Raw genomic sequence first — 13,557 nt, forward strand, 5'->3', positions numbered from 1 at the left:
GGGCGGGCCCGCAGGAGAGTGCGACGGCGCCTCGGTCGGGGGGAGTCGCCGGCATCGGCGGATGTCCCTGTACCTGGGGGTGGTGGACCGGGGGCCGCACTTGCGAGGACGCCCGGCCTGTGGACGTTGGGTCAGCGTTCCGAACTCGCCCACAGTCCCGCAGCCACCCAATACCGGTCAGCTCGGCTTGGTGTTGGTGTCCTGGGGTGCGGCGGCGAAGGTGAAGGCGAGTAGGGCGGTGGCGGTGAAGTCGTCCGCGGATTCGACGGTCTGCCAGGCGCCGACATGGTCCATGAAGCCGCCGCCACGACCGTCGAAGGCGGTGAAGGGGTTGCCCTGGTTGGCCGGGCAGGCGCGCATGGTGGGGAAGGCGTTGAGATCCTTGAGCTTGTCTGCCGCGTTGGGGCCGTTGACGACGCCGCCGAGGAGGATGTCGCCGTCCCCGTTGAGGTCGCCGGCGAGGTTGGCGGCCTGGTGTTCGGGGCAGCGCGGGAAGGTGGTTCCGGCGCCGATGACGAAGGAGGAGCCCCACGCGTTGGCCCCCAGGGCCCAGTTGCGCTGCTGGGTGGCGAACGCGGCGTAGCGGGAGTCGCCGGTGACCTGGTGGTAGAGCTGGGCGGTGGCGGCCAGGCCCAAGGTGTGGGGCACGGAGTCGAAGTCGGTGTAGACGGCGCCGGCCCTGAAAGGGTCGCGGGCCGCGCGGGCGCTGCCGTCGTCGAGCTGGCGCTTGAGGTCGGCGGCGAGCTGCTCGCGTGTCACTTCCGTGTGGGTCGTGCCGTCGGCGAGCAGGTGGGCGAGGTCGGCGTGGGCGAGGGCGCTGACATCGCCCAGCCCGAGCGTGCCGAGGCTGTCCGAGGTGATGTACTGCTTGGCCCAGTGTCCGGCCTGCCCGGTCCAGCCGGCCGCGCGCCCGTCCCCCAGGGCCTTGGCGGCGAGGGCGAGCTCGGCGGCGCCGAACTCCATGTCGTCCTGCCAGGAGGCCTCGGGGTAGAAGCCGTGCGGGAAGGCGGTGACCAGCTGTTCGCCGGGGTTGGTGTCGGCGAGGGCGTAGATGTGTGCGGCCTTCTCGAGTTCCTCGCGGGCCCGCTCGGGGTCCTCGGCGGCGTCGAGCTGGGCGGCCAGGGCGAAGGTCGCGGCGACGCGCCCGGCGAGGTTGGGGCTGATCGGCTTGCCGGGCGGTGCCGCACGGAAGACCGGCCGGTGCTTGATCAGGTAGTCCGGGTCCCCGGGCTTCACGTCGAGGGCGTCGTCGGCCTCCGGTAGGCGCCACACATCGTGGTCGGAGCGGATCTTGCCGCTGCCGTCGGCGGTGTCGCCCTTGCCGAGCCCGACCTGGACGTAGAGGGTACGCGACCTGTCGTCCCACATCTTGTCGAGCCAGTCCAGGCCGTGGCGTGCCTCGGCGGCGAGCTCCTGCCCGCCGACGGGGGTGGTGCGGTGCGCGAGCAGGAGACTCGCGGTGGAGTAGGAGGCGGTGTGGGTGAACTTGAGGAAGTCCCCGGCGTCATTCCAGCCACCCGAGGCGTCGATCGGGCCGGCGACGCGCTTGAGGGGAGCGGTCAGCACGCTCTCGTCGTCAGCGTAGGCGGGGGTGTCGTAGACCGTGGCCTGGCCGTCCGCCAAGTGGGACGGCTTGCGGCGCAGTTCCGTGGGGACCACGTCGGCGCCGTCGCGCTGGGCCTGGAAGAAGCGGACGTTGTCCTGGATGAGCTTGCCGAAGAGATCGTCCGCCGCGGCGATGCGGAACATCGGGGAGACTGCGGTGACGGGTCCGGACACCTCGACGCGGTAGTCGCCGGGCTCGGCCAGAGGAGACAGGTCAAGGGTGTGGACGGCCTTGTACTTGCTGTTCCATCCCCCGGTGGACGAGCCGACCTCGCCTTTCAGGACCTCCTTCCCGGAGGCGTCGAGGACCCGGAAGGACGCCTTGGACACGGAGACGGAGGTCATGAGGTAGGCCTGCTTGGCCTCGCCGGGCGTGTAGCCGACCTGGTCGACGCGCACTACCGCCCGCGGAGCACCCGCAGCCAGCGAGTCCGCGCCCTGCGCGGACTGGACGCAGTAGACCGCGACAACGGTGGCTGCCAGGCCGGCAGCGGTCATGCCGATGATGCGCTTACGAATACGGATCTTTGCCATGCCCGCAGACTGCCAGCGGCTTCATGAGGCGAACATGAGGCAGGCGCGGCACCGACTGCGCGAGATGGTCACTGTCTCAGCACTGCTCGACGGCAGGGCATAACGCCCCAATCATGACCACCCCGGCGTTCGTGTGGTTTTCGACCCAGTAAGCTCGCCCGCCATGCGTGTACTTGTCGTCGAGGACGACCTTGAACTCGGCCCCGTGATCATCCGCGGCCTGCGCGAGGCAGGCTTCGCCGTCGACTTCGCCACCGACCTCGCCGACGCCGACTTCAAACTCGCGGTCAACACGTACGACTGCATGGTCGCCGACCGCAGCCTGCCCGACGGGGACGCCCTCACGCTCCTGGCCGCCCAGCGCAAGGCCGGCTCCACCCTGCCGGTCCTGCTGCTCACCGCCCTCGACGCGGTCAGCGACCGCGTGGCCGGGTTCGAGCACGGCGCGGACGACTACCTCGTCAAGCCCTTCGCCCTCGCCGAACTCAGCGCCCGAGTACGCACCCTGTGCCGCCGCGGTCAGCCCGCACGGCTGCCGGAACTGCGCTTCGGAGGCCTGGAGCTGGACCTGCCACGCCGCAGGGTCCGGCGCGACGGTGTGCTGCTCACCCTCACCGCGAAGGAGTTCTCGGTCCTGGAGGTCCTGATGCTGCGCGCCGGGGAGGTGGTCACCCGCACCGACCTCATCGAACGCTGCTGGGACGAGCAGACCGAACCGCTCTCCAACGTCGTCGACGTCCTGATAGGCCAGCTGCGCCGCAAACTGGGCCCACCCGAGCTCATCTCGACCGTACGCGGTGTCGGCTACCGGCTCGCCGACCCTGCCGCTGATCTGTGATGCCGTCCAGTCCCGCCGTCGCACGCCTGAACCGGGTCCGGTGGGCGACGACCCTGCTCTTCGCCGCCACGACCGCCCTGTGCCTGCTGGTCCTTGCCGTCCTGGCTTCGCGCACGGACGCCCGGTCCCGCACGAACGATCTCGACAACGGCGTCAGCCGGCGGGCCGACGGTCTCGCCCGCACCGTCTACTACGACGCGGGCGTCCTTCACCTCGACGCCCTGGCGGAGGACGAGCTGGCCCTGAGTGCGGAGCGGCTCGCCGTCATCCAGGCGTCCGTGCCCGGTCGGCCCCAGATCCGTCAGGCACCTACCGCGCGCGCCGCTCTTCCCGACCAGGCCGGGATGGACGAGATCTGGCAGCAGGTCGAGCATGACCAGGAGACCGTCCTCGTTTCCTTGGAGGCCAGCGGGCGGGAGATCCATTGGGCCGCCGCCCCTGTCTGGGACGGCGACCGGATCGGCGCCGCCGTCCTGGTCGGAGCCGACCCCGCCGAGAGCCAGGCCGCCCACGACCGCCTCGTCCGCCGGCTCGCACTGGGCTGCGCCGCCCTGGTGCTGGCCGCCGCCGCCATCGGGCACCTCCTGTCCGGACGGGCCATGCGACCCGCGCTGCGCGGACTCGACCAGCAGGAACAGTTCCTCGCCGAAGCCGCGCACGAGCTCCGTACCCCGCTTGCCACCCTGCGCCTGGTGGTCGAGAGCGGCAGCACCTCCCTCACCCGAGCGCCCGCCGCCCTCGACGAGGCCCTCCGCCTCGTCGACCGCCTGGGCAGGCTGGTCACCGGGCTCCTGGCCCGGGCCCGCGTCGAGGCCGGCACCCAAGAGATCGAGCTCACCCCCCTGCGACTCGACCAGCTGGTCGAACAGACCGTCGAGGAACTGCCGGACAGCACCGGTGTCACCGTCGCCACCGAGCCCGCCGTCGTCAACGGCGACCCCGAACTGCTCGCCCAAGCCGTCCGCAACCTCGTCGAGAACGCGCTCCGGCACGGCGGCGGAACCCCGGTCGACGTGAGCGTCACCCCCGGCCGCATCACCGTACGAGACCACGGCCCCGGCGTCCCCGCCGAGGACCAGGAGCGGGTCTTCGAATGCCGTGTCACCGGAACCACCAGCAGCGGCACCGGAACCGGCCTCGCCATCGTCAAATGGGTCGCCGAACTCCACGGCGGAACCGCCCGGCTCGCCCCCGCACCCGGCGGCGGCCTGCTTGCAGAACTCCTCCTATCTGCAGACCACTGATGGATCACTGGGCCGAGTGGACTGGGCTCGACCAGGAGCAGCAGGATTGACCTGTTGGCCGGCCGAGGGCTGGCGGGTGTCCGTGAACACCGTCGCCGAGATCACGGCCGAGAACGGCTGGTACGGCCGCGAGCCGAAGAAGCGCAGTTCACTGACCCGGCAGGGCAAAGCGGAAGGCCGCCCGTGACTTGGTGGGCCAGCACTTCGACGCGGTATCGCCCGACGTGCTGTGGTGCGGTGACATGACCGCGATCGACACCGGCGAGGGAAGCCCTACCTCGCCACGGTCATCGATCTACTCTCCCGCGGCTGGCCGGGCTACGCGATGGGCGAGCGGCACTACGCCGCCCTGGTTTGTGCGTCCTTGAAGATGGCGCCGCAACCCGGGGCGGCAACGTGGACGGCGTGATCCTTCGCGTCCGCCGCCTACCAGGATCTGTGTGCCCGGCTCGGCGTCGTCCAGTCCATGGGGCGGATGGGGCTGGTCGGCTCGTGCTTCGGCGACGCCGCCGCGGAGGCCTTCAACTCGTAGCTCAAGGTTGATTACGTCCACCGGCACCGGTTCGCCACCCGGACCGGGGCACGCATCAAGATCTCCACCTGGATCGCCGACTTCTACAGCACCAGGCGCAGGTACACCCGAACCGGCGGACTCCCGCCTGCTGAGTTCGAACGCATCATCCGACAGCACCGACAACAGGCCATCCATCAGAGTGATGGCCGCATAGCGACGAACGAGAGGACAGACAACGCATGGATCCCGCGGAACGCCAGGACGGCGGGGCCGCCCCTGCGGGGACCGGCCGTGCGTCGTCAGAGCTGAAGACACCATGACGGCTCTGCCGGTTGCCGATCGATGAGGCTTTCCCGAGATGGACCTCGGCGTATCCTGGGCCCCGTCTCCCGTCAGGCGGACAGAGCCGTGGTGGCCGGCGGGGGCGCGCCGAACGGAGCCGTCCCGATCCGGGTGCCCCTCATCCGGCGAGGGCCGCGAACCCGGTGCAGAGCAGGCGGACGCTCCGGGTGAACTTCTCGTCCTGGCTCAGGCGCGGCAGCAACGGTCCCATGATCAGCGGGAATTGCTCGCAGAGCTCGGCATGGAGTTCGCCAGTGACGGGCGGCGGCGCCGTCGGCTGGTTCTGCTCCTGCAGGACGAATCCGGTGACGTGGCTGAGCAGGGTGTCGGCGGCGATGCCGCAGTGGTCGGCGGACAGACCGGCGTCGAGGAGGGTGCGCAGCAGCCGTTCCATCAGCAGGAGAGCGCCGGTGCTGAGCGTGCCGGGGCTCTCGGCCAGGAGTTGGGCACCGCCGGGGTGCTGTTTGACGCTCAGGCGCAGTGCGGTCGCCTGGGCGTGGACGCGGTCCTGCCAGGTGGCGGCGGCCGGGAGGGATGCCATTGCGTCGGTGCCGGCGTCGTACGCCCGTCGGCAGACGCGGTCGGCCATCAGCGCGAGCAACTCATCCTTGCCGCGGACGTGGTAGTAGAGGCTGCCCGCGTGGGCGTCGAGGCGGTCGGCAACCTGGCGCATGGAGAGGTTGTGGTAGCCGACCTCGGCGAAGACGGCCATGCCCGCGTCGACGATGCGGTCCTTGGTGAGCTTCATGAACCTCACCGTACAGCTACTTCAAACACTGTTCGAAAGCCGTGCTAGCTTTGCGTCGTCAAGTTTTCGAACGGCGTTGGAAAGCGCCGCGATCGGGGGAGAGACAGGCATGGGGGCGATCGTCTTCAACGTGACCACAGCGGCGCTGATGGTCATGATGGTCAACTGCGGGCTCGGGGTGGTCGGCCGCGACACCCTGCGCGGAAGGCCGCTCCCGTGGGCGGCGGTCACCCTGGCCGCACTCGCCGTCATCGGCGTCCTTCTCCAGCTCGTCTGGTCAGGTGCGATGGACGTGCTTGACGCGGACCCCGCCAGGTCCGGCTGGTGGCGCGAGTTCACCTCGGTGTTCATGCAGAACGGCGGCCTCCTCGGCGGGCTGTGGAACCTGGTCACCCTCGCAGCCGTCGCCGCGCTCGCCCACTGGTACTGGGGCGGTCCGCTCACCGTCGGCTTCTTCCTCGTCGGCGTCCTGCTGCCGAGTCGCCTCGACAGCCTGCTCGGCCTTGGCGACGGCCCCAGCACCGACCCTCGCAACTTCGCCGGCAGCTCCGGCGCCACCTACTTCCTCGGCGCCACCCTCGCGCTCGCCTTCCTCACCCGCACCCGCCTCCCCAAGGAGATCGCCTTGGCGGCCGGCGTCCCCGCCCTCGGCCTCGCGATGTGGTTCGCCCAGGAGAACGGCCACGGGTTGGTGTCCGCCTACGGCTTCGCCCTCGCGGCGGCCGTGTGGGCCGTCTGTCGCTGGCTGGGCCGTTCGGCTCCGGGGCAGCCGGCCTGACCGCGGGCCCTGCCGCAGTCGGCCAACTGGAGGGCAGCGCCCAGTAGGTCGCCGACCGCCGCCTCGGCCTCCCGTACGGAACCTACCGACGCCACCTGCGCCAGGGTCTCGACCTGCTCTGCGAGGCTCTGTGGCAGCAGGAACTGCACGGTCCTCGGCAGGTAGGCGCGCGCCTGCTTCGGCACCGGTCCCCGGAGGTCACGCAGGGTAGCGGGCCGGGGCCGCCACGACGGTGGTCGAGAATCGGACGTGGCGCGGGGATGCTGCCGATCCGTGATCCTGTGTCAGGAGCGCGCCTCCGTACCCGCGCGCCTCGTTCCCGCGGCACGCCGCGCGAAGCACTGCCCGGTGCCGGGCGGCCGAGACCCGGCACCGGCTGCGTGGCCGCGGATCTGCTCAGCGAGCCAGCCGCCTGCCGGCCGCCACGTCGCGTCACAGAGCCGCGAGTTGCGCGTATTCGGCGGCGAGAGACTCAGCCATGGCCGACGCGGAGAACCGGGCGGCCACACTCGTGCGACCCTTGGCTGCGATCCGAGCGAGCTCGCCGTCGGAATGCTCGGCAAGCGCGAGCAGTCCCTTCGCGAGGGCCGAGGTGGACTCTGTAGGGAGCAGGAACCCGTTGGCCCCGTCGCGGATGTAGTGCGGGACGCCTCCTCGGCGCGGTCCGGCGGCGACGAGCCCCGAGTCCATCGCTTCGAGCAGCGCGAGGCCGAACTCCTCCTTGGCACTGGGGCACACGTACAAGACACGGCCGGTTTCGCGGCCGCTGGCGAGCGCGCGTTCGAGGATTCTGACCTGGCGGTTGGGCAGAGCGGGCCAGAGTGCGATGTGTCGGCGGGCTTCCGGCCGGCCGGCGAGAAGCTTGGTGATCTTGGATCGCATCTCCTTCTCGACGGGTGTGGCACCGGCCGCCGATCCGCCGATCAGGAGCATCGCCGTCGAGTGGTGCAGGCCCGACTCGAGCCAGGACTCCACCAGACGGTCCTGCTGCTTGACGGGGTGCAGGCGGCCGACGCTGAGGAACAGGCGCATCCCGCGTGCCACGGGGTCGATGCCGTCGGGGCGCTCCCCGCCCTGGAACAGTCGTTCCAGGAGCGCGGCGCTGATGTGATCGTCGTCGGAGCCCGGGGTGAACGGGGGGATTCCCTCCGGCGGAGAGGCGATGCGGCGCGTGGCCCGCGCGTCGGCGAGTTGGGGGAAGTGGACGGACAGGTCCGAGGAGCCGGTGCCGCTAGGGATGGTGACCAGCAGGTCGGAGCGGGCCACGAGGCGGTCGCCCACGAAGATCCGGTGGAGGTCCAGGCGCAGTGCCGATGCCGGTTCGCCCTGCGAGGTGCGCGGCACTCCCCGGTGCCGTTCCGCCATGGTGCGGTGCGGATCCGGTGTGGCCGTGAACACGAAACGTGAGCCGCTGCGGCGTGCGGCGTCTGCCACGGCCAGCGAGCAGTCGTCGGCGTAACGTGCGTGCACCACGTCCGGTGCCGCGCCGGGAAGGGCCAGCAGGCGTGTCGCCCACCAGGCGATGGCCGGCCGCAGGGCGAGTGCGGTGGCGGGGCCTACCGGATCGCTGCCGGGCACCGGAATCCTCAAGGCCCAGTGTTCGGAACCGAGGAGTTCGACCAGCGGCCGGCCCCTGCGTAGGCCGCGGGAGTCGGTGAGGACCAAGGTGAGGACCCGTGAGACCTGACTGGTCGCCGCCATGGCGTCGCCGAGGCCGGCGACCAGGACGCTCATGCCGCCGCTGAGGCCCGTGCCGGGCTCGTCCAGCTGACCGAGCATCATGGACTGGGCCACCACCATCCCCCGGGCGGGCCGCGCCGGCAGGCCGTCGACGGCCCGACGGAAGTCGACGCCGAGCAGCCCGCCGGGCTCGGCCCGCTCCCACGCCGCCGACAGGAGAAGCCGCTCGTAGGGGTCCGATGGGCGGATCGGCCGTGGGGGAAGCACCGCAGGGCCGCCGGGAATGCCGGACAGGTAGCGCAGGGCCGCGTGGCGCTGCACGCTGTGGGCGCTGCGTGCGTGGGGTGCGCACTCGGCGGCGGTCAGCGGCCGCTGGCCGTGCGCCTCCGCGAGGTCGAGCAGGCACGCGGTCTCCGCTGCGTTGACGGTGGTCAGGAGCCGGCTCCTGAGGGCGGAGCGGGCGTGCGCGCGGGACCCAGCAGTGACGGTTTCCGCCCATGCTTCGGCGAGGCTGCTCCGCAGCATCGGTGTGCCTTGGGCCGCGGTCACCAGGGCGAGGGGAGGCCAAGGGGCGCCGGAGCGGGCGGCTCTGCGAAGGTCAGCCGCCAGCAGGTCGTCCGGGGGGAGCTTGCCCGCGCCGTGGCGGTCGGATCCGCGGCCGTATTCGGCCCTGGCCAGGAGCGACAGGAGGTCATCGCCCGCGGGAGCGGGCGCCGAGGGGTTCCACCAGTGGTGGCGCCACCGCGCGACCACGTCCGCCTGGGACGCCCTGGCGCGGTGTTCGTGGGACAGACCGAAGGTGTCGGCTGGCATCGTGGTAGCCCTTTCGTCGGCTGCGTTGCCAAGGACGGGTTCGGAGCCGACCGCCGGACCGGATCTGCAGGGGCACGGTTTCCCGAGCCGGGGACCCAGGGGGATGCGTGGCATCATCGAAAGGACAGCCGCTCCCGGCTGCCGGCCGCGCACTGGAACATGTCAGTTGCGGAGGATTTCCGTGCCCCGAGTCGTTGTCATCAGCCCGCCGTTCCGCTCGCACGCCGCACCTCTGAGCATCCTGGGCGCTGCCCTGCGCGACGCGGGGGCCGATGTCACACTGGCCTGCGCTCCGGCCTTCGCCGACTTGGCCGAGCGACACCGTCTCGGATTCGCCCCGCTGACCGTCACCCGCAACGCCAACCACGGCATCGCGGAGCGAACGGCCCAGGCCAACGACGAAGCCGAACGCCTGCGGGAGTTCCTGGAAGCCACACGCGACGGCGCGGTCGCGGCTCTGCTCACCCAGGCGCGCCATCGGCGGGCCGACATGCTCCCCGACCCGGACCGGATCCTGTCGGAGATCAGCGCCCTCGACGACAGCGCGCGGCCCGACTGGTACTTGGTGGACCAGCTCAGCTATCCGGTGACACTGGCCATGCACTGCCTGGGACTGCCCTACGCCACCTTCTGTCCGGGTCACCCCAGCTACATCCCGACCGGACCGGACGCGTTCTTCGGACTGCCCTATGCCTGGCCCGACACGGTTCGGCCCGATCCGCACGCCCTCGCCCGGCTGCGCACCGCCGCAGCCGTCAACGACTTGGCATTCACCGAGGCGTTCCGACGGGTCGTCCATCGGCAAGCGGTCGAAGTCCCCGTTCCGGAGCGGGCCTTCGCCCTGTGCTCACCGCACGCGGTGGTCTTCAACTACCCTGAGTTCCCCTGGCTCCCGGCCGCGCCCGAGGGCCCCGCAGCGATCTACACCGGGCACTGCACAGCCCGGCCCGCCGCGTCGGGGCTCGACGAGTTCTGGCGGGCTACGGTTGCCCGGCTGACCTCGGGCGGGCGACCGTTGGTACTGATCGCTTTCGGTACGTTCCTTTCGGCCCGCGACGACGTCCTGCGCACGGTCACCGAAGCGGTGCTCGAGCGCACGCAGGCGTCGGTGATCGTGGCGGCGGGGAACCGCATCGAGGACCTCGTGCACGATCCACGGCTCGCGGCGGCGCCTCCCGATCGTCTGTGCGTCGCCGAGGCTGTTCCCCAGCAGGAACTCCTGGGGCACGCTTCGGTGATGGTGCACCACGGCGGCAACAACTCGTTCACCGAGTGTCTGACGGCGGGGGTGCCGATGGCCGTCCTGCCGTTCTCCAGCGACCAGTTCGCCATCGCCCACGACCTGGAGCGGGCAGGGCTGGGCGCCTGCTTGGACCCCAACACCCTCGAGGTCGACTCCATGGGCGCCGCTGTCGGGGGCCTGTTGGCGGGCCCGAGGGGCGCGCACGCGAGCAGGCGCGCCGAGGTCCTCGCCGCGGGCCCGCAGTTTGCCGCCGGGCGGCTGATGTGCCTGATGGCAGGCGTCGCGCGCACGGGTGCCGCGGCGCGGTGACACCCCCGCTGCGGCTGGGCGGGGGCCGATTGTTCCCCGTGCCGCCTCGGTCGTCCCGCGCCCGGGCGCTGCGTCCGTCCGGGACCGGGGCCGGCGGTGCGGGCGGCGCTTTGCGCGACCCGGCTGCCGTGTGGGCCGGGGCCCGCTGCGCGGGCTCATGCGGTGCGCAAGCGATGCGAGTGCCGGTTGGTGCGTGGCTGCAGGCAGGCTGAGCCCGGGAACACTGCTACGGAGTGGAGGGAGTGATGGCCATGCTCATCGTCCGCAAGCTTCACGATGCTGGCATCACCAGTGAGCACGCCTACGCGGCCGCGTTCGGCTCGGTGGGTCTGTCCTTCGTGAGCTGGATCGCGTCGATGAAGGCAGAGCACGCCGGGGTCGAACGGGCCGACCGGTGGGGCATCTTCATCGGTGAGTGGGCACCAACGTTCTTCGGCCTGGGTCTGGCCCTCGCGCAGTACGAGAACGCCCCGGCTGAGGCGGGGGACCACCGTAGCGCGTGGTCCGACCGCCGGTCCGGAGCCGAGGCCGGCTGAGTGCAGGTGCCCTGGGCGGGCGACTGCGCCGTGAGTGTTCGGTGGCGGCAGCCGTCGCGGTCCGGCGTGTCTATGTGCCGGGCCCGGGACTTCCTTCGCTGCTGGCGTCCTGTTCGAGGTAGTGCCGGTAGGCCGAGGCGACGTTCTGCAGGTAGCGCTCGGCGCCGGCCCCTTCGGCTTCGGTGAGGCCGTCGGCTGCGCCGAAGACGAGGCCGAGAAGCGGGGCCAGCTCGCCCATGACGTGGCCGAAGCCGCTCGCGGTCACGTCCAGGACCTGGCGGCGCCTGTCGTCGGGGTGGGGGCCGCAGGTCATGTGGCCCTCGGACACCAGCCGGTTCACCGACTGCGTTCCGGCGGTGCTGGTGACCCAGAGCCTGCGTGAGAGCTCGACCGGCCCGATCGGCTCCCCGGCGCCCGGGTGGGAGAACGGTTGGCTCCCTCCCGCCCCCGCTCCGGGCGCAGGGCCCTGACGCTGGAGGAGGTGCTCGACCTGCAGGCAGAACTGCGAGCCGCTCTCACCCTGCTGCTGCCCGGGCCGGACGACGTCGGCAGCACGCCGCGTCCTGCTCCGGCCTCCCATCGGCCGACCGGTTGACCGTGCCGGGCGGCACATGGTGGTCGGGAGCGCCGAGCGGTTCACGTACCTGCCGCAGCTTGTGGCCACGGGGCACGGGGGTGGGCGGGCGGTGCAGGCGGTCGGCGGCCGCACCGGGAGCCCGGTCGTCACAGTCCTGGGCAAAACCCTGCCCGCCGACCGGACTCCGCCTACGTGATACGCGGGCTGGCACGTCCGATGGGACGGCCAGGGCCGGTTCAATCCGCGGTTCAGCGGCACAGGGCGGCGTCCACGGCCGCCGCCTGGTGCTGAGCGGCCGCGCCGGTCGGGATGGTGGTCACCGCGATGTTGACGGCGCGGCCGTCCCCGGTGACGCCCCCTCGGGTCCGGTACCCCGGGATGGTGCCGCCGTGGCCCCAGTACACGCCGCCGCACGACAGCGGCGTGCTCGTCAGGCCCAGGCCGTAGCGGATACTCCGCCTGGCGGCCGCTCCAGGGCGGCGCATCGCGCAGCGTGTGCACCGACCACTGCGCGCCCCTCATCCGCGGCAGCGGCGGACGCATGGTCGGCGACGGGGAGTGGTACTTCCCGCGCGAACGCGGAACACACCGCCGCCTGTTCACCTGGCTCCCCTGACACCTGCTGTGCCGCGGCCGCACCACCCCGGCCGCGGCACACTGGTGGGAGACTGGGTGGCGAACCGTCACACAACAGGGAGATATGCACCGGTGACCACCCCCGCACGCCCGACCGCCCACGCCACCGTCCCCGGAGTGCAGGACGCTCTCGGCTGGCCGGACGGATGGCAGCCCCGCGGCAGGACCGCGTGGATCGTCACCCGCGACGGCGACAGCATCGCCGCCCACCGCATCCGCCCCGAGGCCGACCAGGTCTTCGACGACGGCATCGCGTCTTCCCCGCACCGTTCGCCGAGCACGGCTACGCCTGCCCGAACGCCGACGGCTCGCTGGTGTTCGTGAGCGGGGACGCGGCACTGACGGCCGTCGACACCGCCGGCCGGCGGCTGTGGACCGTGGAGCACACCCCGTGGAGCAGCGGAGGGTCCGGCGACGGGGCGTGCGCTGCCACCCCCGAAGAGCGCTACGTGCTCTCCACCATCCCCGGTCCTGTGAACGCGAACGGCTCGTACGACGGTGACCTGTGCATCGCCGTCGACGCGCGGAACGGGGAGGTGGCCGACCGGGTCGCCCTCACCGCAGCGTCGGCGACCTACACCTTCCACGGCCGGCCGACAGCCGACGGGGCGTTGCTGTTGTCGGCCGGCCAGGGACAGGAGGACGCCCTCTCCTACGCCGTCGCTTGCACAGGCGGGAAACTCAACGTCGCACCCGCCGCCCGCCCCGACGAACTCCTCGCCGGTATCAATCCCGACGGCGACCGCCTGATCACCCTCGAGCGCGCCGGCACCCGCCTCCAACTCCACGCCCTCACCGGCGACGGAACGTGGCAGGCCGCCGCGTCGATCGCCATCACGGACATCCCCGGCTCCGGCGACGACCGTCTCGTCAACCGCCCCGGCTTCCTCTCCGACACCGCCGTCATCGCCGCGGTCGCCGAACACGACTTCGCGGAAACCTCCCGCCACGTCCTCCTCGACCCGCAGACCCTCACCCTGCTCACCGAACTCACCTACCCGGCCGTTCCCGGCCCCGACCCGCTCGCTCTCGGCGACGGAACCTGGCTTACCACCACTGCCGGAGACCAGCTTTCCCGCTGGACCGTCGGCAACCTGTAGTCACGGGGGTGCCCTCAGGCATGTCCGCGCTTTCGGGTTGCCGACAGCGAGGTCGGCGCC

The 13,557-nt window shown here is 71.6% G+C and carries 13 protein-coding genes and 1 pseudogene; 9 read left to right on the forward strand and 5 right to left on the reverse strand.

Going from position 1 to position 13,557, the window contains the following annotated elements; all coding sequences use genetic code 11:
- Nucleotides 1-177: 177 nt before the first annotated feature.
- The gene (locus tag AB0D08_RS05390) at nucleotides 178-2,139 is read right to left on the reverse strand and encodes a glycoside hydrolase family 9 protein (protein ID WP_359886281.1); all 1,962 of its coding nucleotides are present in this window, start codon (nucleotides 2,137-2,139) and stop codon (nucleotides 178-180) included.
- Between the two features lie 163 nt (nucleotides 2,140-2,302).
- Here AB0D08_RS05390 and AB0D08_RS05395 point away from each other — a divergent pair, with 163 nt between their 5' ends.
- Genes AB0D08_RS05395 through AB0D08_RS05405 form a run of 3 tightly spaced genes read left to right on the forward strand, consistent with a single transcriptional unit; the run spans nucleotide 2,303 to nucleotide 4,408 of the window.
- The gene (locus AB0D08_RS05395; RefSeq protein ID WP_033819142.1) at nucleotides 2,303-2,977 is read left to right on the forward strand and encodes a response regulator transcription factor; all 675 of its coding nucleotides are present in this window, start codon (nucleotides 2,303-2,305) and stop codon (nucleotides 2,975-2,977) included.
- Nucleotides 2,977-4,221 (forward strand): HAMP domain-containing sensor histidine kinase, encoded by a 1,245-nt coding sequence (locus AB0D08_RS05400; protein ID WP_359886282.1) that lies wholly within the window; start codon nucleotides 2,977-2,979, stop codon nucleotides 4,219-4,221. The genes AB0D08_RS05395 and AB0D08_RS05400 overlap by 1 nt, the downstream gene beginning before the upstream one ends.
- A gap of 46 nt (nucleotides 4,222-4,267) precedes the next feature.
- The gene (locus AB0D08_RS05405; RefSeq protein WP_158515460.1) at nucleotides 4,268-4,408 is read left to right on the forward strand and encodes a hypothetical protein; all 141 of its coding nucleotides are present in this window, start codon (nucleotides 4,268-4,270) and stop codon (nucleotides 4,406-4,408) included.
- Nucleotides 4,409-5,195: 787 nt separating this feature from the next.
- Here AB0D08_RS05405 and AB0D08_RS05410 read toward each other — a convergent pair.
- Entirely contained in the window at nucleotides 5,196-5,825 is a 630-nt protein-coding gene (locus tag AB0D08_RS05410; RefSeq protein WP_033819143.1) for a TetR/AcrR family transcriptional regulator, read from the reverse strand.
- A 109-nt stretch (nucleotides 5,826-5,934) separates the two neighbouring features.
- Here AB0D08_RS05410 and AB0D08_RS05415 point away from each other — a divergent pair, with 109 nt between their 5' ends.
- Nucleotides 5,935-6,603 (forward strand): hypothetical protein, encoded by a 669-nt coding sequence (locus AB0D08_RS05415; RefSeq protein WP_051812000.1) that lies wholly within the window; start codon nucleotides 5,935-5,937, stop codon nucleotides 6,601-6,603.
- 432 nt (nucleotides 6,604-7,035) lie between these two features.
- Here the strand turns inward: AB0D08_RS05415 and AB0D08_RS05420 are convergent, their stop codons facing one another.
- Nucleotides 7,036-8,832, reverse strand: a complete 1,797-nt coding sequence (locus AB0D08_RS05420) for a glycosyltransferase (RefSeq protein WP_359886283.1) — start codon at nucleotides 8,830-8,832, stop codon at nucleotides 7,036-7,038.
- 445 nt (nucleotides 8,833-9,277) lie between these two features.
- Between AB0D08_RS05420 and AB0D08_RS05425 the strand changes: the two genes are divergently transcribed.
- A complete protein-coding gene (locus AB0D08_RS05425) occupies nucleotides 9,278-10,648 on the forward strand; it encodes a glycosyltransferase (RefSeq protein WP_033819144.1) in 1,371 nt (456 codons plus the stop codon).
- 251 nt (nucleotides 10,649-10,899) lie between these two features.
- The gene (locus tag AB0D08_RS05430; protein ID WP_149038018.1) at nucleotides 10,900-11,184 is read left to right on the forward strand and encodes a hypothetical protein; all 285 of its coding nucleotides are present in this window, start codon (nucleotides 10,900-10,902) and stop codon (nucleotides 11,182-11,184) included.
- A gap of 70 nt (nucleotides 11,185-11,254) precedes the next feature.
- On the opposite strand, the gene AB0D08_RS05435 is transcribed toward AB0D08_RS05430, so the two are convergent.
- Nucleotides 11,255-11,524, reverse strand: coding sequence for a hypothetical protein (locus tag AB0D08_RS05435; protein ID WP_359886284.1), 270 nt, complete (start codon nucleotides 11,522-11,524; stop codon nucleotides 11,255-11,257).
- Nucleotides 11,525-11,614: 90 nt separating this feature from the next.
- Here AB0D08_RS05435 and AB0D08_RS05440 point away from each other — a divergent pair, with 90 nt between their 5' ends.
- Nucleotides 11,615-11,779: a hypothetical protein gene (locus tag AB0D08_RS05440; protein WP_359886285.1), complete on the forward strand. Its 165-nt coding sequence runs from the start codon at nucleotides 11,615-11,617 to the stop codon at nucleotides 11,777-11,779.
- A 230-nt stretch (nucleotides 11,780-12,009) separates the two neighbouring features.
- Here AB0D08_RS05440 and AB0D08_RS05445 read toward each other — a convergent pair.
- Nucleotides 12,010-12,210 (reverse strand): annotated as a pseudogene (locus AB0D08_RS05445) (serine hydrolase); the annotation flags it as partial.
- A 259-nt stretch (nucleotides 12,211-12,469) separates the two neighbouring features.
- Here AB0D08_RS05445 and AB0D08_RS05450 point away from each other — a divergent pair.
- Both AB0D08_RS05450 and AB0D08_RS05455 read left to right on the forward strand, forming a co-directional pair.
- Complete coding sequence (locus AB0D08_RS05450; RefSeq protein WP_033819145.1) at nucleotides 12,470-12,721, forward strand: hypothetical protein; 252 nt, start codon at nucleotides 12,470-12,472, stop codon at nucleotides 12,719-12,721.
- Nucleotides 12,718-13,497, forward strand: a complete 780-nt coding sequence (locus AB0D08_RS05455; RefSeq protein WP_359886286.1) for a hypothetical protein — start codon at nucleotides 12,718-12,720, stop codon at nucleotides 13,495-13,497. Before AB0D08_RS05450 ends, AB0D08_RS05455 begins: the two co-directional genes overlap by 4 nt.
- Nucleotides 13,498-13,557: the final 60 nt, after the last annotated feature.

It is taken from the genome of Kitasatospora sp. NPDC048540, from assembly GCF_040651175.1.
Classification (GTDB): Bacteria; Actinomycetota; Actinomycetes; order Streptomycetales; family Streptomycetaceae; genus Kitasatospora.

What these genes read in the sequence shown, in the direction of transcription:
- AB0D08_RS05395 (WP_033819142.1), top strand. Translation starts at nt 2,303, where the DNA reads ATGCGTGTACTTGTCGTCGAGGACGACCTTGAACTCGGCCCCGTGATC.
- AB0D08_RS05410 (WP_033819143.1), bottom strand. Translation starts at nt 5,825, where the DNA reads ATGAAGCTCACCAAGGACCGCATCGTCGACGCGGGCATGGCCGTCTTC.
- AB0D08_RS05415 (WP_051812000.1), top strand. Translation starts at nt 5,935, where the DNA reads ATGGGGGCGATCGTCTTCAACGTGACCACAGCGGCGCTGATGGTCATG.
- AB0D08_RS05430 (WP_149038018.1), top strand. Translation starts at nt 10,900, where the DNA reads ATGCTCATCGTCCGCAAGCTTCACGATGCTGGCATCACCAGTGAGCAC.
- AB0D08_RS05390 (WP_359886281.1), bottom strand. Translation starts at nt 2,139, where the DNA reads ATGGCAAAGATCCGTATTCGTAAGCGCATCATCGGCATGACCGCTGCC.
- AB0D08_RS05400 (WP_359886282.1), top strand. Translation starts at nt 2,977, where the DNA reads ATGCCGTCCAGTCCCGCCGTCGCACGCCTGAACCGGGTCCGGTGGGCG.